This is a genomic window from Gilliamella sp. Pra-s60, from assembly GCF_009795755.1.
Taxonomy (GTDB): domain Bacteria; phylum Pseudomonadota; class Gammaproteobacteria; order Enterobacterales; family Orbaceae; genus Gilliamella.
Window position 1 is genome coordinate 24372 of the sequence record NZ_WTFA01000009.1, and the last position, 19319, is coordinate 43690.

Consider the following 19319-nt stretch of genomic DNA (forward strand, 5'->3'; position numbering starts at 1 on the left):
AATCTTTCCCCCACACATTACAATTGGTTTTCATTTTGCATCTTGTCCTATTTATCGGTATAGTGACAACATCATTATCGCTTGGTTATAAATTATAAATACAACACCATGTCCATCTATCAAAAAATCGCAATTATTATTTTTATTGGATTGATGAAAGTGAGTTTTTTATACGCTGCTGATGACAATCAGCTACTCCAATCCCTACGTCACTCTATTGAGGAACAAGAAAAACGCCTTGCGCAGCAAAAAAAAGAACGTACCGAACTGGTTAATGATCTTAAAGAACAAGAAACTGAAATCGCTAAATTGTTAACTTCGATTGAAAAAAATGATTTGTCACTTAAAAAACTTGATCAAGATATCAATAATTTAGTTAAACAAATTGATTTATTAACCGTCAAACAAAAACAGCAACGAACTGTGCTGGCAAAACAGTTAGAAAGTGCATTTAAGCTGGGTAATGCGACGGGGTTTGAACTTGTGTTTTCGGGCGAAAAGAGTGAGCGTAATGAGCGTATTATGACTTATTTCAGTTATATTAATAACGCTCGACAGCAACAAATTGCTGAACTTGAAGATACGCAATCCCAATTAGCCGAAAAGAAACAACAACTGCAAAAAAAACAAGCGACCCATAAGGCTTTGCAAAGTAAGCAAAAAGAACAGCAAGTCGGGCTTGAAAAGAATCGTCAAAATCGTCAAAAGACGATATCTTCGCTTGAATTGTCAATGCAAGCCAATCAACAAAAATTAGCTGATTTGCGTAATAATGAAGCCAAATTACAAGCCAAAATTGCCCAAGCAGAAAGGGAAAGCCGTCGCATAGCCGAAGAAGAAGCAAGACAGGCAAAACACATTGCAGAAAAGCAAAAAAATACAAGTTATACCCCTAATCAAGATGAGCGAGCATTGATGGCTCGGGTGAGTGGTATAGGTAAGCCGCAACATCAGTTTAGTTGGCCTGTTAATGGTCGTGTTGCTCACCGTTTTGGCGAGTCACTTCAAGGTGAGTTGCATTGGAAAGGAATGGTGATTAATGCACAAGACGGTGCTCAGGTGCGGGCGATTGCTGATGGGCGGGTGATATTGGCAAGTTGGTTGCAAGGCTATGGTTTTGTTGTGGCGCTTGAGCATGGCAAGGGGGATATGAGTTTGTATGGCTATAATCAACGTATGTTGGTTGAGGTGGGTGATAAGATTCAGAGCGGACAAGCCATTGCGTTAGTTGGTTCGAGTGGGGGGCAAAATGTGCCCGCTTTGTATTTTGAAATTCGCCGTGATGGTAAGGCTCTGGATCCAAGTGGGTGGTTAAAGTAATGCGTCGTTTTATTGGTTTGTTGTTTTGTTGTTTGCTAGCTGTTACTTCGCCTGTTTTGTGGGCAGGACAGTTGGTGCTGGTTATTGATGATTTTGGGTATCGCCAACATAATGAGGAGCAGATTATTGGCTTCTCGCCTTATATTACTATTGCCGTGTTGCCTCATTCGCCTAATGCTAAACATATTGCTACGTTGGCTCATGAACATGGTAATGATGTGATTATCCATTTGCCGATGGCACCAATTAATAAACAACCGTTAGAAAAGGATACTTTGTTCCCTTCAATGAGTGAGAGCGAAGTTAAAACCATTGTTGATAATGCCGTTGTTCGGGTTCCTTATGCTGTTGGGGTTAATAACCATATGGGTAGTTTAATGACATCAAATCTGAACGGTATGACAAATGTGATGAAAGCGCTGAGTCATTATTCGATGTTTTTTTTAGATAGTAAGACAATTGGTAAAACGCAAGTTAAGAAAGCGGGTCTGGACTATAATATTCCCGTGTTGACACGTGATGTTTTTTTGGATGATAAGCAAACCGAAAGTGCAATTAGTCAGCAATTTGATTTGGCCGTAAAATTGGCCCGTAAAAATGGTGTGGCAATTGCTATTGGTCATCCACATCCACAGACAGTTAATGTGTTACGAACAAAGCTAGCTAATTTACCTGAGGATATTGAGTTGGTTAAACTTCGTCAGTTAATTGTGTCAGATTCTGTAAGCCATAAACCTAAAATAACGTTGAAGGCGATTATTGAAAAATGCAAGCAACGCTTTGAGAAAATTGTAAACCTTAAGCTCGTTGATGAGTAGCGCTGTTTTTAGCGCTTTTCTAATGTTCGGTGGCGGATTTGTACTTGTTTGTTTTGGGCTTTGAAAAATGCGGCTAATTGTTCAGTAATATACACAGAACGGTGCTGTCCACCAGTGCAACCAATGGCGATGGTTAAGTAACTGCGGTTGTTTTTTTCTAGTAGTGGTAGCCATTGATTAAGGTAATTGGCAGTTTGGTAGATAAAGTAAGATACTTCGTCGTGTTTTTGTAAGTATTCTTTGACCGGTTGGTCAAGCCCTGTTAGTGGGCGCAAACTGGCATCCCAATGCGGGTTAGGTAAAAACCTGACATCAAATACAAAATCAGCATCAACGGGTAATCCATGTTTAAAACCAAATGATTCAAATATAATGGTTAATTCACGCTCTTTTTTGCCTAGAATGCGTGCTCTTAAAATATCGGATAGTTCGTGAACTGAAAGATTGTCGGTGTTGATAACTAAGCTTGCGTGGGATTTTAGTGGTTCTAGATAGGTTTCTTCAAGGTCGATGGCTTCTTCAAGGGCGTATTGTTGGTTAGCTAGTGGGTGTATGCGCCGTGTTTCGCTATAGCGTCGAATTAGTGTGTTGCGGCCGCAATCGAAAAAGATAATTTCTGGTGTTACTGATTGTGGTAAGCGTTGAAAAATGTCGTTATTGACGTCAAAATTTTTAGGTAAGTTTCGGATATCAATGCTAATTGCCACTGGTGTGTTGTTGTCTTTTAATGAGTTGGCTAATTGCGGTAATAGCGCAACGGGTATGTTATCAACACAATAAAACCCCATATCTTCTAACGCTCGTAGAGCTATTGATTTGCCAGAACCTGAGCGACCACTTACTATCATTAGAATCACAATATTAACTCCAATCTCATCAATGCGTTAATTATATACTGTTTGTTTCTTGATATACAATTTTGAATATAAATAATATTTCAATCATTACTATTCTGTTTTTATTTGGGCAATCAGTTGTTTTAGTGCTTGTCCTCGGTGTGATATTTGGCTTTTTTGTTCTTTGGTTAGTTGCGCTGCGGTGCAACCTAATTCAGGAATATAAAAAAGCGGATCGTAGCCAAATCCACCTTCGCCTTGTTGTTCATTTAAGATTATGCCATTCCACTTTCCTAAACAGACGATCGGTGTCGGGTCGGTTTCGTGTCGCATAAAGACTAGTGCACAATAAAAATAGGCGGTGCGAGCTTCTTTGGGAACATTTTGTAATGCGATAAGGAGTTTTTCGTTGTTGCTTTTGTCGTTACCATGTACTCCTGCATAACGTGCTGAGTATATCCCAGGTTCTCCACCAAGCGCATCGACAGCTAAGCCTGAGTCATCGGCAATGGCGGGTAAGCCGGTTAATTTTGAGGTATGCCTTGCTTTTAAAATGGCATTTTCAATAAACGTTAAGCCCGTTTCGTCAGCGTCGGGAACGTTAAATTGGCTTTGTGCAACAATATCAAAACCTGCATCAGCAAGTAACTTTTGCAATTCATTGACTTTGCCTTGGTTGTTGGTTGCTAATACAATTTTTTGCATTTTAATTTCCTCTATTTTGATGGGGGGTAGCTTTTGGCATAAGCTGTTTTTTTTGTATTATTTTTGTTTTAAAACTCTGGTTCGCAACTAAATGTCATGCTTTCTCCAGTTTTGGGGTGGTTGATTGTTAGTAGTTGGGCATGGAGTAGTAGTCGCTTTGACATGGCAAAGGCTTCTGGGTGTGCATAAAATTTGTCGCCTAAAATGGGATGCCCGATCGCTTGCATGTGAACCCGTAATTGGTGTGATCGCCCTGTAAATGGGAATAATTGTATTCGTGTGGTGTTGTCAGGGTTGCGAGCAATGACTTGGTATTCTGTTAGTGCGTGTTTGCCGTTTTCAATATCGACCATTTGTCTTGGGCGATTGGGCCAGTCACAAATTAGGGGTAATTCAACACGACCTGTGTCATGTTCAAGATGCCCATGAACAACAGCGATATAGGTTTTTTTGGGTATGCGTTCTCTGAACTGTTTTTTTATTTCACGATCGGCAAGTTTTGATAAGGCTGCGACCATAATTCCGCTAGTTGCCATGTCGAGTCGATGTACTGATTCGACATAGCTATATTTTTGTTGTAGGCGGTGAATTATACTATCAATAAATTGCGGTTTATTTCCTGATACCGATAAGATCCCCGGTTGTTTGTTGACAACAACAATGTGATCGTCTTGATATAAAATAGAAAGCCAAGGTTCGATAGGTGGGTGATATTCCAAAAGCATTTTTGTGTGACAATTTGTAAAATAAAATTGTCACACATTCTAACAAAATCAACGAAAAGCGCTAGTTTTATAAATAGCGTTACTTACTCCAAATCGAAACTTTAGGTGCAGAAAAGAGTTGTGATACTAATATGGCTAAACCAACGATAAGATAGCAAGCAAAGATGATAATCATCCATTGTGACATTTCGATAGTTAGAAATGTCCAAATTTTGTCGGCACAAGAACCATAAGCATTAAACAAGCTAGGGAACCATGAGTCTAGCGGTAACCAAGCTGGAAATTGGACGTTAATTGAGCAAGTGTCACTTAAATTTGGTTCAAATTGTAGGTGGGCATGAAATATTGCTAACGAAATTCCTTTATAAGCGCTAAAAAGCCAAATTAAAATGCCGATTAATCGAGCAATTATGCTTTTAGGTGCAATAAGCCCTACGATGCTAGCTAACATGATGCCAAGTATGGCACAACGCTGATAAATACAAAGCGTACAAGGGGCGAGCCCTAAACCATGTTGAAAATAAAGTGCAGTTATTTCAAAGCTAAGAGTGGAAAAGAACAATAAGAACCAAGCGAATCTGCTTTGTGAGTATTGATTAAGCAGTGATAACATACTATTTTATTCCCCCATATTCCGTTATAATCGTTTTACTTTAATTATATTGAATATCATCTATCGTTATTCCTTAATGCCGATAGTGTAGTTTATTTTTGAATAATGTAAACGACTTTATTTATTGATGACGGATTAATCTTTTCTTATGGACTCAAATGCTCCACAAACAAAATTGCAAGTCTCATTTGTTACCATCTCTGAGGAAAATGCGACACAACGTATTGATAACTTTTTAATCACCTATTTAAAAGGTGTACCAAAAAGTATGATTTATCGTATTTTAAGAAAGGGCGAAGTGCGTGTTAATAAAAAGCGCATTAAGCCTGAATATAAACTAAATGTTGGTGATGAAATTCGTATTCCTCCTATTCGCATCGCTGAAAAAGCCACACCTGAAATTTCAACCAAGCTTAATAAGGTGGCTGATTTAGAAAGGGCTATTATTTATGAAGATGATGTTTTATTAGCGATTAATAAACCATCCGGTATCGCGGTTCATGGGGGGAGTGGTTTGAGCTTTGGGGTGATCGAGGGATTGCGTGCATTAAGACCTGAAGCGAAGTTTTTGGAGTTAGTGCATCGTATTGACCGCGAAACATCAGGCGTGTTGCTGATCGCCAAAAAACGCTCGGCATTAAAAGCGTTACACGAACAGTTACGCCTTAAGCAAATGCAAAAAAATTATTTGGCGCTTGTTAAGGGGAATTGGCCTTCTGAATGTAAGGTGATTCAGGCTCCTTTACTTAAAAATGTGTTGAAAAGCGGCGAGCGAGTGGTGAAAGTCGATAAAGAGGGTAAACCGTCAGAAACTCGCTTTAAAGTTGAAGAACGTTTTGATTTTGCTACTTTGATTAAAGCTAGTCCCGTTACTGGGCGTACGCATCAAATTCGCATTCATACTCAATATGCTAATCATCCTATTGCTTTTGATGATCGTTATGGTGATAAGCAATTTGATGCGTTGTTAGCAGGTACTAAGCTTAGTCGGTTATTTTTACATGCCGCAAGTGTTAAATTTATTCATCCTAAAAGCCAACAAGAGATGCAATTAAACGCACCTATGGATGATGCTTTACAGAACTGTTTAACTTATCTTAGAAAAGATAAATATTCTTAGAAAAATAAATATCAGAACACAGAATCTTAAAATAAAAAAAGGTATATGAATGAAAGATTTAAATTTATATTTAATTAGACATGGTCAAACGCAGTGGAATGTTAAAGATCAGATGCAAGGTTCAAAAGATTCTCCTTTAACTGAGCAAGGTGTGTTAGGTGCTAAATTAACTGGGCAATATTTAAAAGATGTTCCTTTTATACAAGCTTATTCAAGCCCTCAAAAGCGTGCTATGGATACGCGTAATTATATCGTTAATGAAAATAATATGGCTATTAGTACTTTTGAGCTTGCTGATCTGCGCGAAATGGATTTTGGTCTTTGGGAAGGTAAGCATGTGCCTACTTTAAAACAAGATGTGCCCGAATTTAATGTTTATTTAACCGATCCAGCTAATTTTGATGCGTCAGTTAATCAAGGCGAAAATTATCTTGATAGTTTAACGCGTATGAAGCAAGGGTTAAATACCATTGTGCAAAATGCACCACAAGATTCAGGAAATATTTTGGTTGTGTCGCATGGCACGGTATTGCGCATATTGCTTTGTGTTTTAAATGGTGGCGATTGGCGTTTACATCGTGATGAGGCGTATTTTCCTCGGATGTTAAATACTAGCATTAGTGTGGTCAATTATAAGCAGCATGATGATCAAGCTTCAGGCGAATTTACGGTGAAATTCTATAATAATGTGGATCATTTGACCGACAAATAAGAGTTTGGGTTATACCTCGACTCATGCGTATTTTAATCATGAGTCGAGGCGTTACAATTTTATTCTGTTATCGTGTATAAGCTGTATAGCGTTTTTGCAGTTGTTGTAATTGTTTGATTCTTGCATCCATTTTCGACATCATCGTTTGATTGCCTTTGGTTTGGTTTTTCGCATTTTGCAAAATGGTGATCGCTTGTTTAAAATTGCCTCTTAATGCGCTGATTTCTGCTTGTGCACTCATTTCTTGCGCTCTTGAACGTATTCCGCCATAAGCTGTAACAAGTAAATCCCAACCATTGATATCGTCATTATGGTCAAAAGTATAACGGTGTAATAAACTTACCGCTTGTTGGTAGTTTTTGCTTTTTATATATGCATTTGCTAGATTCAATTGTAATGCTGAGCTATCAGGTGCTTTTTTTAATGCCGCTTGCAAGCGTGTAATGGCTGCACTGCTGTTGTTGAGCGCTAAATCAATATCAGTCATTAAATCAATATACCATATGTTATTCGGGTCATTGTCTAGCAGTGGTTGCAACTGTTGTTTGGCTTTTTGGTTGTTACCGTTTAGGTTGTCAGCTAAAGCACTACCATAAATAGCGGCAATATTGCTTTGTTCATTATTTAGCTTTTTATAAGATTGTATTAATAGTTGGCCTGCATTTTTTTTGTTATTAATTAAAATTGCTAAACGTGCTTTAGCTAAATAATAGTTTAGTGAAGGTGTTATGTTCTTTTTACTGTATTGTAAGGAACGATTGCGAATATCTGTTATTCGGCTATTAGGCAATGGGTGAGTAAGTAATATTTCTGGTGGTTTGCTACTAAAACGACTTTGGTCGGCTAGTTTTTGTAAAAATTCAGATGAGGCATACGGATCAAATCCCGCTTTTGATAGCGTTCTAAGACCAACACGATCAGCTTCTTGTTCGTTACTTTGTGTAAAGCTGATCATGTTTTGTGCTGAACCCGCCATAGTGCTCGTCATTGCTGCCATGCCCGCTTCGGGGTTGGCTAGAGTTAGTAAAATGGAGCCTAATGTTGCTCCCCAAACATAAGGGCTTGTGCGGCTTTGGTTTTCCATTGCTCGCGCTAAATGGCGTTGGGTAACATGACCAATTTCGTGGGCCATAACCGAGGCTAATTGGCTTTCATTATCGGTATCTAATATTAGTTTAGAGTGAATGACGACATTTCCACCAAAAAAGGCAAAGGCATTAAGTACATCACTTTTCATAATATAAAAATGGAAAGGCGTTTTTACCGATTCTGATTTAGCGACTAATTTTTTTCCCAGATCATTAATATATTGGTTTAGAACGGGATCATTGATTATTGGGGCGCTGTTTCGTAACATGCGTATATAATAGTCACCCATTTCCATTTCTTGACCAATGCTAAGGGTTGTAGACGCTGCGGTTCCTATATCGGGTAGGTTGATATTATCAGCATAAACAATAGGAGTGCTTTGTAGTAGTAACGAGGTAGATAGTGTAAATGCGATGACTTTTTTTAACATTATTTCAACCAATTAAGATAAGATTATTTTGATTTATTTTAGCTGAAAAAAAACACAATATCACTTTGAATTTTTAAAGCGAGTTTAATCTTTAGGCGATAGTTGTTTTGGATAACTAATATAAAAACACAACAGCAATTGGTTTATTACTGTTGTGTTTTGAAGGTTAATTTCAGAAGTTAAGCTAATTGACGGCGATGTTTGATAAAGTCGATAATATTGTCCACTTTTATCATTTCTTTATCACCACCAGCTCGATGTTTGTATTCTACTTCACCGTTTTCAAGGTTACGTTCGCCAATCACAATTGTGTGTGGAATACCAATCAATTCCGCATCAGCAAACATTACTCCAGGGCGTTCTTTGCGGTCATCAAATAAGACTTCAATGCCAGCAGCTTGTAGATCTGCGTAAAGTTTTTCTGCGGTAGCTTGAACTTTTTCAGATTTATGCATGTTCATTGGAATAATGACAACACTGAATGGGGCGATTGCTTCTGGCCAAATAATACCACGATCGTCATGGCATTGTTCAATAGCTGCTGCCACAATTCGGCTAACGCCAATGCCGTAACAACCCATGATCATAACGTGGTTTTGTCCATCTTCACCTTGGACGGTGGCTTTCATTGCTTGCGAGTATTTAGTGCCAAGTTGGAAGATATGCCCAACTTCTATACCGCGTTTAATTTGTAATGTGCCTTTGCCATCTGGGCTGATGTCACCTTCAACAACGTTGCGAATGTCTTCAATACGCGGCAGGGTAACGTCGCGCTGCCAGTTAATATTAAAGTAATGCTTATGATCGATATTCGCACCGGCACTAAAGTCACTCATAACCGCGACATCGCGGTCGATAATAATTGGCATATTGAGGTTAATTGGCCCTAATGATCCCGGACCTGCGTTGACAATGGCGCGGATTTCTTCTTCGGTTGCAAATTCTAATGGCGAGGCAACAATATCGATTTTTTCGGCTTTGATTTCGTTTAAGGTGTGGTCGCCTCGAACTAGTAGTGCAACAAGTTGGTGTCCGCTTTCTTTTGTGGCTTTAACCATTAAGGTTTTAACCGTTTTTTCAATCGGCACATTGAACTGTTCAACTAATTCGTCAATGGTTTTGGCATTAGGGGTATCGATCAGCTCCATGGTTTTAGTCGGTTCTGCTCGTTTTTGTGTTGGTGCTTGTGCTTGCGCCATTTCGATATTAGCGGCATAGTCTGATTCAGTTGAGAATACAATATCGTCTTCACCACTGTCGGCTAATACTTGGAATTCGTGTGACCAGTTACCGCCAATTGATCCCGTGTCAGCTCTAACCGCTCTAAAATTTAAGCCTGCACGAGTAAATACGGCACTATAGGCTTTGTACATGTCATCGTACGTTTCTTGTAGCGATTCTTGTGTTGTATGAAATGAGTAGGCATCTTTCATGATAAATTCTCGTGAGCGCATAACGCCAAAACGTGGGCGAACTTCATCTCGGAATTTTGTTTGAATTTGATATACATTAAGCGGTAGTTGTTTATATGAGCTAACTTCGTTACGTAGTAAGTCTGTAATGACTTCTTCATGGGTTGGCCCTAACACAAAATCACGTTCGCCTCGATCTTTAATGCGTAATAGTTCTGGGCCATACTGTTCCCAACGCCCACTTTCTTGCCAAATATCTGCTGGTTGTACAACGGGCATGAGCACTTCAATTGCCCCTGCTTTGTTCATTTCTTCACGGACAATATTTTCAACTTTTTTAAGAACTCGGTAACCAGTGGGAAGCCAAGTATATAAACCTGCCGCAACTTTTCGGATCATACCGGCGCGTAGCATTAATTGATGACTAATGACTTCTGCATCAGCAGGGGTTTCTTTTAACGTAGAAAGAAGATATTTACTGGTTCGCATAAATTTATCCCGAAAAAATAATTTAGTTATAAATATAATAAAAATGTGAGTTAGTTTAACAGTACCAAGCGCAACACTAAAGCAATTTTATTGGTAATTATTGTGAATAATAAAGATTAATTGTAAATTATTAGCATGAGTAATTAAACGAAATTGATATGGAGAAATTAAATTTATCACGCTTAGTGACTACCTTATTTGTGGTTTTGGTATTATACCAACCAGCTAAATTTATTAGCTATTATTTAACTGATTTTAGTTATGAAGAAATGATGGATTTTATGTGGGTGGATGATCGTACATGTTATTACCCTGGTGAGTTGGGCAGCGGCAAATATAATTATGGTAAAGATTGTTCTATTTGTGAACAAATGAATCCGTATAAAAGTGACGGTATTTATATCAAAGAGGGGAATGGCTATATTATTGGTAATGATCTGATGAAAAAAGTTTATTTGAAAAGAAAACCTGATTACATTTCTTTAGAGCGATTTACTGGTGGGGAACTGTACGTTAAGGATTTTGAATCAGGCATTACCTGTAGCTTTTATTCATATGAGTAATTTAGTAATAAATAATAAAAAATAATTGCTTATGAAAATGATGAGAATCAAACAATTAAAAATATCGCATATTATTTATGTGCTATTAGTCTTTGCTATACTTTATTATCCTGTGAAAATAACCAAATATTATTTAATGGATTTAAGTTATGATGAAATTTTGGATTTTAACTGGAGAGGGTATGGGTGTGAAACTAAAGATGGTCATAGGGTAGATGGTAGAGATTGCCCCTGTGGTGGAGGAATGATGGGACCAGGTGATCCTTATAAAATTAGTAATGAAGGGGATTTTTATTACAATGATAAGCTTTTGGGAAAAGTTATCCTAAAAACAAAGCCAAGTTATTTTTCTGGTGGTGAAATTCTAACAGGCGGCGAATTAGAAATTGAGCATTTAGAAACAGGAATAATTTGTTATTATGATTCAGTTCTTGATTGAAATACAATCTTTAATATGTAGGAAAACACCCCGTTGCTTACACTTCATGGTTAAAATAATCTTCTAAAAACATTTAAGACATTTTTCAGAAAATCCTTTTATGCGATTTTTACGGTAATTTAATTGTTAATAAATTGTTCTTAAGCTTTTGTTTTCTATCTTTTAAATCCTGACCTATTTGCTGATTATGCTGTAAATTATCATAAATGCCTATGCATATTGCCTTTGGTGCTTGTGAGAAAATTTTGTTTAAATATATCTGCTGTTGTCTTTTTAGCAAAAATAAGTGTTTGAGGCTATAGTTGATGTTTTTATTATGGTTGCACATTATTACTTGATGTAGAGATTAATTACTAATATCAAATACTAATCGTCTGGTTATATACCCCCCCATTGACTTGTTTATTAAATTTAGCAGCTTTCATTTAAGCTTAGTTAAATTTGTGTTATAGCAAGTATCTTGCTCTGTTTTTTTTGGAATCAAAATTGATTCTTTAATTTTTTTTAAGTTATTAAGTATCAATTTGGATATTAAGTATAACGTTGATTATATTTAATTTTTTGTTGTTTATGTGATGCTGATCACTTTGTTAAAAATATTAAATTGATATCATATGCGGCAAATTTTAGATTAAGGAGTAGTAAAAAAATGAGTAAGCTAAGGGATAATCAAATAAATGCCAATAATGATTCAGCATTATCTAAATGGCGAAAAAGCGATTCATTATGGATGTTAAGCCTTTATGGTACTGCCATTGGCGCAGGTGTGCTTTTTTTGCCCATTAACGCTGGTGTGGGAGGGTTAATTCCACTGTTAGTGATGTTGATTCTTGCCTTTCCTATGACTTTCTTTGCACATCAAGCGTTATGTCGATTTGTTTTATCAGGTAAAAGTCGCGAAGGCGATATTACTGTTGTGGTCGAAGAGGCTTTTGGACGCACAGCAGGGAACTGGATAACAGTTCTTTATTTTTTTGCCATTTATCCAATATTATTGGTATATAGTGTTGGTATTACTAATACTGTTGATAGTTTTATGGTTAATCAACTTGGCATGTCATCGCTTCCAAGGGGATTGCTTTCATTTGTTTTAGTCGCATTTTTAATGTTGATTGTTCAATTTGGTGAAGATCTTATCGTTAAAGTTATGTCGATATTAGTTTTTCCATTTATTGCTGTTTTAATGATTTTAGCGTTGTTTTTAATTCCTGAGTGGAATGGTGAGCTTTTTGCTAATTGGTCGTTTAGTAGTGGTAGTGATGGTGGACAAAGTATTTTAATGACACTTTGGCTAGTTATTCCTGTTATGGTTTTTGCGTTTAATCATTCACCGATTATTTCATCTTTAGCGGTCGCGAAACGTAAAGAATATGGTGATGTTTATGCTGAACCTAAATGTACTAGAATTATTGCAGCAAGTAATATTATGATGGTTGTAACGGTGATGTTTTTTGTTTTTAGTTGTGCGCTTTGCTTGTCACCTGCTGAACTTTTAGATGCAAAAGCTCAAAATATTTCAACGTTATCGTATTTGGCTAATCGATTTAATTCACCTGTTATTGAGTATATTGGCCCTCCAATTGCATTTATTGCAATGGCTAAATCATTTTTAGGTCACTACCTTGGTGGTAAAGAAGGGTTTAATGGTGTTGTTAATAAATTCTTGCGTAGTCGTAATAAAACAATTTCAGAAAAGAAGCTTGATAAATTAGCTATTGCCTTTATGTTTGTAACAGCATGGGGCGTTGCAACATTAAATCCAAGTATTTTAGGCCTGATTGAGTCACTTGGTGGTCCAATTTTAGCGATCTTATTATTTTTGATGCCAATGTATGCCATTCATAAATTACCCGTATTGGCAAAATATCGTGGCAAACTAAGTAATATTTTTATTGTTGTGATGGGAATTGTTGCGATTTCAGCAGCTATTTATAATTTGCTATAAAATTTGTTTAATTGACTATAGATCATCTATTCGTTTTTTATTGGTAAAATTCGTTAGTATGCGTCGATGAATGGTGTTTTATTTATAAAAAAGCTTATAAGTAAATTTACAAAGGTATAACTAGGCTAGTACGATTAATTTGTGCTGCCTTAAAAAGGAAAAATATGAGTTCGGTATTTGAAATATTTAAAATTGGTATTGGGCCTTCAAGTTCACATACAGTAGGACCAATGAGGGCAGGGAAGGCGTTTATAGATCAACTTATTAGTAACGAAATGATGCCATCAGTAACAAAAATTGTGGCGGATGTTTATGGTTCTTTGTCGTTAACAGGAAAAGGGCATCAAACCGATATTGCTATCATTATGGGGTTAGCTGGTGAAATGCCTGACACTGTTAATATTGATGCTATTCCGGTTTTTATCGAAACGCTGAGCCAAACTGGCCGTTTACCTATTTATAATAATCGTTACGAAATCGATTTCCCTTTGGACAGTTGTATGGTGTTTCATTCTAAATTTTTACCATTACATGAAAATGGTATGACGCTAAGTGCCTATAATGGAGATACATTATTATTTCAAAAGACGTATTACTCTGTTGGAGGAGGGAAGATTGTTGAAGAAGAAAAATTTGGTCAACAAGAGCAAGATTCTGTAAAACTTCCTTATCCATTTGCTTCAGCTGAGCAATTATTAAAACATTGTGAAGATAATTCATTATCAATTTCTAGTATTATGATGAAAAATGAGCTGCAATTGCACTCTTATGAAGAAATTGAAACGTACTTTTCTCGTGTTGGGCAGACTATTTTGGAGTGTATTAAGCGTGGAATGAATACTGAAGGGTTATTACCGGGGCCACTTAAAGTTCCTCGTCGTGCGTTTTCATTATATCGACAATTGTCTACCACCAAAGATAAGATTATTAGTGATCCAATGGTTATTATTGATTGGGTAAATATGTTTGCACTTGCCGTAAGTGAAGAAAATGCCGCGGGTGGACGAGTGGTGACAGCGCCAACAAATGGAGCGTGCGGTATTATTCCTGCAGTACTTGCTTATTATGATAAATTTATCAACGAAGTAACACCTGATATTTACATTCGATTCTTTTTGACATGTGGTGCAATTGGGCAACTTTACCAAATTAATGCTTCTATTTCTGGTGCAGAAGTTGGTTGTCAAGGCGAAGTCGGGGTTGCTTGTTCTATGGCAGCCGCTGGACTTGCTGAACTTTTAGGTGGAAACCCTGAGCAAGTTTGTATGGCAGCTGAAATTGCGATGGAGCATAACTTAGGATTGACTTGTGATCCTGTAGCTGGTCAAGTGCAGGTACCTTGTATTGAGCGTAATGCGATTGCTGCAGTAAAATCAATCAATGCAACAAGAATGGCTTTAAGGCGAATTACGGCAGCCAAAGTATCATTAGATAAAGTGATTAAAACGATGTACGAAACGGGTAAAGATATGAATGCAAAATATCGAGAAACATCTCGTGGAGGCCTTGCGATTACTGTTCATTGTAATTAGCTTACTTTATTGGCTGTATTGTATTGACCGATTGCAAAATCGGCCAATACTTAAATAGTGTAGTTTGTGGTCGTTAATTAATTGTACTTGGTTGATTTAATCTAATTGAGTTTAATGTTTCCAACACATAGTGTTGACTTTAGAACGCAAGAAATCATTCTCTGTTAGCACGTTTACTTTTTCTGTTTTTGTTGTTTTTTGTTTTCTTTTTCGTTTAGGTTGTTCTATCGAGCTGTTGTGAATAACTTCGTTATAAGCAAGTAAATTGTTAAGCTGATCAAGCTCATCTAATCCGCGAAGTACAGAAATTAACGTTTGTAATGTAATCGATTCACCGTGTTCAATCCGTTTTATTGTGGCAATACCAATTTCAGATTTTTTAGCAAGTTCTTGCTGAGATAAGTTTTTTTCGATTCTTGCCATTTTTATTCTGCGACATAACGTAGCAACTATGTCGATATTTTCATTCATGAAATATCCTTTGTAGGATATGCCATGTGATAGGCATATCTTCTATCGCTATTAATATATTGTTATTAAATTAATGGCTTATCTTCTTTATCTTTGACTTGTTTTTTTTCTAGGCTTTCTAAAAGCTTTTTATGAATGCCATTAAAGCCGCCATTGCTCATAATTAAGATTGCATCTGTTGGGCGGGATGATTTTGTGATCATTTCAACCAGTAAATCAATGTCACCAGTCCAGTAAGCTGGTTGAATACAAGCATCAACGACATCGGCAACCAACCAAGGTAATTGTTCCGGTTGAAAGATAAATATTTCGTCAGCACGGCCAAGCGATGGGGCAAGCTCTTCTTTGGAGACACCCAGTTTCATTGTGTTTGAGCGAGGCTCAAGTACGGCTAAGATTCGTCGATTTGCCCCAATTTTGCTACGCAATGCTTCTAGTGTTGCTAAAATTGCCGTTGGGTGATGAGCAAAATCATCATAAATTTCGATGTTATTAACTTCACCGTAGAGTTCTAAACGTCTTTTTGCATTTATAAATGTACCTAATGCTAAACATGCGTCCGCAGGCTCAATTCCTACATTATGTGCCGCTGCGATTGCCATCAATGCGTTGTGCATATTATGCTCACCTACTAATGAATATTTTACTTCACCTACTTTTTGATTTTTATAGTAAACAGCAAACTGACTTGCATCATTATTGATACGTTGCGCTAACCAACCAGTTTTTGATTCTGTAAATACTTGTTCGCTCCAGCACCCCTTTGCTAATACTTGTTTTAAATTTACATCTTCTTGTGGTGATATGATTAGCCCTTTGCTTGGTACTAAACGTACTAAATGGTGGAATTGTTTTTGAATTGAGCTAAGGTCGTCAAAAATATCTGCATGATCAAATTCTAAATTGTTCATGATCAGTGTTTTTGGACAGTAGTGCATAAATTTTGAACGCTTGTCGAAGAATGAACAGTCATATTCATCCGCTTCAATAACAAAAAAGTTACCTTCTCCTAATCTTGCTGAAACTTCAAAATTACCGGGGACCCCTCCAATCACAAAACCTTGTTTATAACCTTGTTTTTCTAAAATCCAATTGACCATGCCTGCAGTTGTGGTTTTGCCATGCGTTCCAGCAACAGCAATGACCCAACGGTCACGAAGTACATTGTCATGTAGCCATTGGGGGGCTGAAATATAAGGAATGTTATTGTTTAAAATATATTCAACACAAGGATTTCCTCTTGATAGGGCATTGCCGATAATGACTAAATCAGGTGTCGATGTTAGTTGTGATGGATCATATCCTTCAATAATATCAATGCGCTCTTTTTGTAAAAGCGTACTCATTGGTGGGTAAACATTTTTATCTGAACCTGTTACTCGATGACCTAAAGAACGGGCTATTAGTGCAATCCCTGCCATAAATGTGCCACAAATTCCAAGAATATGAATATGCATTTTGTATCCTTAACGTTGTATTAATTCTATATCAGTGATGTTGGGTAACCATTGTTAACTTGGCCTCAATCTGGTGTAAATCCAGCACAACTTTACAATTATAATCGATCCGACTTGCTTATGCGATAGGCCATAGGTGTTTTATGATTAAATTTGGTGATTGGTTACCTCGAAATTCATTGACATCTAAATGATAAACTATCTTTACATTTTTTATTGACTGATCAGGCCATTGCTGTCTATTTACATTAAAAAATATTCCTTCAATAAGTGGGCCACCATTTTTAGGCTCTAATACTAATTTAAGGTGTTTTTCTGCAAGTAATTGTTGTCGGTGAATAATAAATTCGCCATCAAAAATTGGGGTACTAAATCCTTCTCCCCATGGGCCTGATTCTTTTACTTGTTTAGCTATTGCGTAAGTAAAGTCTTGGCTATCTATTTCACCATCGGTTTCAATGATTTGTTCTAGTAAATTAGGAGGTAATTGTTTGTCTGAAAGAGCTTCAATACTACTTTTAAAACGTTCTAAATCTTCTTCACGAATGGTTAATCCAACAGCCATTGCGTGTCCTCCAAAACTAACGATTAAATCTGGATGTTGCTGATTTAATTTATCAATAAAATCCCTTAAATGTAATCCTTTAATTGAGCGTCCTGAACCTTTTAAAAAACCATCTTGGGTTGAGGCAAAAGAGATCACTGGGCGGTAATATTTGTCTTTCAAGCGAGCCGATAATATGCCAATAATACCTTGATGCCACTGGGGATGATAAAAGACGAGGAAGTTAGGAATAGCTGTGCTTTGTTTTTCAATTTCTTCAATAAACGATAAAGCTTCTTTATGCATCGTTTGTTCAATCAATTTTCGATCGCTATTGAGGTTATCAAGATCTGTCGCCTTGCTGATAGCTAAATCATAATTATCACAAAGTAATAATTCAACACCTAATGTCATATTATCCATTCTACCAGCAGCATTTAATCGAGGCGCAATATAAAAAGCTAAATCTGTTGAAGTAATAGATGTAGGATCTTTTTTGGCTATCTGTAATAGAGCTTTGATTCCTTCGCTACAATAACCGGCCCTGATTCTGTTCACACCTTGGTAAACTAGAATACGATTATTGTGATCTAGCCGAACTACGTCAGCAATAGTACCTAGTGCCACTAAGTCGAGCAAATTTGTTATATTATATTCAGTCAAATTATTGTCAGTGAACCAGTTTTCTTTGCGCAATTTTGCACGTAAGGCTGACATAAAGTAAAAAGCTACTCCCACACCCGCTAAGTGCTTAGATGGAAAATCGCAATTAGGTAAATTAGGATTGATTATGGCATCAGCATTAGGCAGTTGCTCAGGACATAAATGGTGATCAGTAATAATGACTGATAAATTTGCTTGTTTGGCAAAATCGACTGCTTCAATAGCAGAAATTCCGTTATCAACAGTAATAATAAGTTGTGCTTTTTTTAAAATGGCTTTTTTAACCACCGATACACTCAATCCATATCCATCATTGAAGCGATCTGGAATGATGTAATCAACAAATTGACAGCCCATATTTTTAAGAGCTTTGATTGTTAAAGCGGTGCTTGTAGCTCCATCTGTATCAAAGTCACCAACAATCATAATTTGTTGATTATTCTTCATTGCTAAATAAAGAATTTCGACGGCTTTTTCAATGCCATTTAGTTTGTCGTAATTACATAAATTGCGAGTGGTGTAGTCAAGCTCTTGTGTATGAGTAATACCACGAGATGCATAAATTCGTTGCAATAATAACGGAATATCATTAGGAAATTCTGGATATACCTCAATTAATTTGCGATGTATTAATTTATTTCTTTTCATATTTTATATGCTAACGTATTGGCGCTAGCATGTATTTTGTTATTATGTTTTAAGTTTTAATAAGTGATTACTTGTTAATTTTTATTTAGTTGCTTTTTTATCTAAAATTTCAATTAATTTATCCGCAGGTAAATAGCCAGAAACCAATTGTCCGTTAGGTAAAACAATTGCTGGTGTACCACTAATGCCAAGTTTTTTACCAACATTAAATTGTTGTGTTACGTAAGGAATCATACTGCTAGCTGGAGAAATAGTGTTGCCTTTATAAGCATTTTCAAATGCTGCTTTGCGGTTAGTCATACTCCAAATGGATTGCATATTTTTACCCACCTCACTATCAGCACCTGCTCGAGGGAATGCAAAATAATGTACTGAAATACCGGCTTCTAAATATTTATCGATATTTTCGTGTAGTAGTTTGCAGTAATGGCAAGTGTAATCAGTAAAGACTGAAATAATATATTTTTCATTTTTGGCTTTATAAACAATGGCATCATTTTTAATTGATTTGATTAATCTAAGGTTGTTACCATTAGCGATATCTTCTGGTTCATCACCTTGAATATCATAAATAGGGCCTTGGGTTAAATATTTACCATCGTCTGTAACATAAAAAAGTCCATCAGGTGTAGTGACTCTTTTTAAGCCATTTACTGGGCTATTTGCAATTTTAATATTTTTATGACTATAACCTAATTTGTCCATTGCATTAATAATATCTGTATTATTTGCTAACGCTGTAGTTGATATTAATGCTAAACCTAAAACTAATTTTTTCATTTAATTAT

18 protein-coding genes are annotated in these 19319 nt (G+C 36.6%); 8 read left to right on the top strand and 10 right to left on the bottom strand.

Translation table 11 applies throughout. The annotated features are described in order from the left end of the window. The first annotated feature begins 108 nt into the window (after positions 1-108). Positions 109-1320, top strand: coding sequence for a murein hydrolase activator EnvC (gene envC, locus GQ596_RS07385; RefSeq protein ID WP_160401037.1), 1212 nt, complete (start codon positions 109-111; stop codon positions 1318-1320). Continuing rightward, the gene (locus GQ596_RS07390; protein ID WP_160401038.1) at positions 1308-2138 is read left to right on the top strand and encodes a divergent polysaccharide deacetylase family protein; all 831 of its coding nucleotides are present in this window, start codon (positions 1308-1310) and stop codon (positions 2136-2138) included. The genes envC and GQ596_RS07390 overlap by 13 nt, the downstream gene beginning before the upstream one ends. 8 nt (positions 2139-2146) lie before the next feature. Here GQ596_RS07390 and rapZ read toward each other — a convergent pair whose 3' ends face one another. The 4 genes from rapZ to dsbB all read right to left on the bottom strand — a co-directional run bounded on the left by rapZ (position 2147) and on the right by dsbB (position 5017). Next, positions 2147-2995, bottom strand: a complete 849-nt coding sequence (gene rapZ, locus GQ596_RS07395; protein ID WP_160401039.1) for an RNase adapter RapZ — start codon at positions 2993-2995, stop codon at positions 2147-2149. A gap of 90 nt (positions 2996-3085) precedes the next feature. Further along, a complete protein-coding gene (locus tag GQ596_RS07400; RefSeq protein ID WP_160401040.1) occupies positions 3086-3679 on the bottom strand; it encodes an XTP/dITP diphosphatase in 594 nt (197 codons plus the stop codon). Positions 3680-3747: 68 nt separating this feature from the next. Further along, the gene (gene rluA / locus GQ596_RS07405) at positions 3748-4404 is read right to left on the bottom strand and encodes a bifunctional tRNA pseudouridine(32) synthase/23S rRNA pseudouridine(746) synthase RluA (protein WP_160401041.1); all 657 of its coding nucleotides are present in this window, start codon (positions 4402-4404) and stop codon (positions 3748-3750) included. A gap of 79 nt (positions 4405-4483) precedes the next feature. Continuing rightward, complete coding sequence (gene dsbB, locus GQ596_RS07410; RefSeq protein WP_160401042.1) at positions 4484-5017, bottom strand: disulfide bond formation protein DsbB; 534 nt, start codon at positions 5015-5017, stop codon at positions 4484-4486. 148 nt (positions 5018-5165) lie between these two features. Here dsbB and rluC point away from each other — a divergent pair, with 148 nt between their 5' ends. Together rluC and GQ596_RS07420 are read left to right on the top strand one after the other, a co-directional pair. Continuing rightward, entirely contained in the window at positions 5166-6137 is a 972-nt protein-coding gene (rluC, locus tag GQ596_RS07415; protein ID WP_160401043.1) for a 23S rRNA pseudouridine(955/2504/2580) synthase RluC, read from the top strand. 49 nt (positions 6138-6186) lie between these two features. After that, complete coding sequence (locus GQ596_RS07420) at positions 6187-6849, top strand: histidine phosphatase family protein (protein WP_160401044.1); 663 nt, start codon at positions 6187-6189, stop codon at positions 6847-6849. 67 nt (positions 6850-6916) lie between these two features. On the opposite strand, the gene GQ596_RS07425 is transcribed toward GQ596_RS07420, so the two are convergent. Then, positions 6917-8368: a M48 family metalloprotease gene (locus tag GQ596_RS07425; protein ID WP_160401045.1), complete on the bottom strand. Its 1452-nt coding sequence runs from the start codon at positions 8366-8368 to the stop codon at positions 6917-6919. Positions 8369-8547: 179 nt separating this feature from the next. Next, the gene (proS, locus tag GQ596_RS07430) at positions 8548-10269 is read right to left on the bottom strand and encodes a proline--tRNA ligase (protein WP_160401046.1); all 1722 of its coding nucleotides are present in this window, start codon (positions 10267-10269) and stop codon (positions 8548-8550) included. Between the two features lie 158 nt (positions 10270-10427). Between proS and GQ596_RS07435 the strand changes: the two genes are divergently transcribed. From GQ596_RS07435 to GQ596_RS07450, 4 genes are all read left to right on the top strand, one after another. Beyond that, complete coding sequence (locus GQ596_RS07435; RefSeq protein ID WP_160401047.1) at positions 10428-10832, top strand: hypothetical protein; 405 nt, start codon at positions 10428-10430, stop codon at positions 10830-10832. A gap of 37 nt (positions 10833-10869) precedes the next feature. After that, complete coding sequence (locus tag GQ596_RS07440) at positions 10870-11271, top strand: hypothetical protein (protein WP_160412281.1); 402 nt, start codon at positions 10870-10872, stop codon at positions 11269-11271. Between the two features lie 649 nt (positions 11272-11920). Beyond that, positions 11921-13216 carry a serine/threonine transporter gene (locus tag GQ596_RS07445; RefSeq protein ID WP_160401049.1) on the top strand — a complete coding sequence of 432 codons (1296 nt, stop codon included), beginning with the start codon at positions 11921-11923 and terminating at the stop codon, positions 13214-13216. Between the two features lie 164 nt (positions 13217-13380). Beyond that, positions 13381-14748 carry an L-serine ammonia-lyase gene (locus tag GQ596_RS07450; protein WP_160401050.1) on the top strand — a complete coding sequence of 456 codons (1368 nt, stop codon included), beginning with the start codon at positions 13381-13383 and terminating at the stop codon, positions 14746-14748. A 111-nt stretch (positions 14749-14859) separates the two neighbouring features. On the opposite strand, the gene GQ596_RS07455 is transcribed toward GQ596_RS07450, so the two are convergent. From GQ596_RS07455 to dsbC, 4 genes are all read right to left on the bottom strand, one after another. Further along, positions 14860-15219, bottom strand: a complete 360-nt coding sequence (locus GQ596_RS07455) for a helix-turn-helix domain-containing protein (protein WP_160401051.1) — start codon at positions 15217-15219, stop codon at positions 14860-14862. Positions 15220-15284: 65 nt separating this feature from the next. After that, entirely contained in the window at positions 15285-16676 is a 1392-nt protein-coding gene (gene mpl, locus GQ596_RS07460) for a UDP-N-acetylmuramate:L-alanyl-gamma-D-glutamyl-meso-diaminopimelate ligase (RefSeq protein WP_160401052.1), read from the bottom strand. Positions 16677-16794: 118 nt separating this feature from the next. Further along, positions 16795-18531, bottom strand: coding sequence for a single-stranded-DNA-specific exonuclease RecJ (gene recJ, locus GQ596_RS07465; RefSeq protein ID WP_160401053.1), 1737 nt, complete (start codon positions 18529-18531; stop codon positions 16795-16797). An 81-nt stretch (positions 18532-18612) separates the two neighbouring features. Continuing rightward, the gene (gene dsbC, locus GQ596_RS07470; RefSeq protein WP_160401054.1) at positions 18613-19311 is read right to left on the bottom strand and encodes a bifunctional protein-disulfide isomerase/oxidoreductase DsbC; all 699 of its coding nucleotides are present in this window, start codon (positions 19309-19311) and stop codon (positions 18613-18615) included. Positions 19312-19319: the final 8 nt, after the last annotated feature.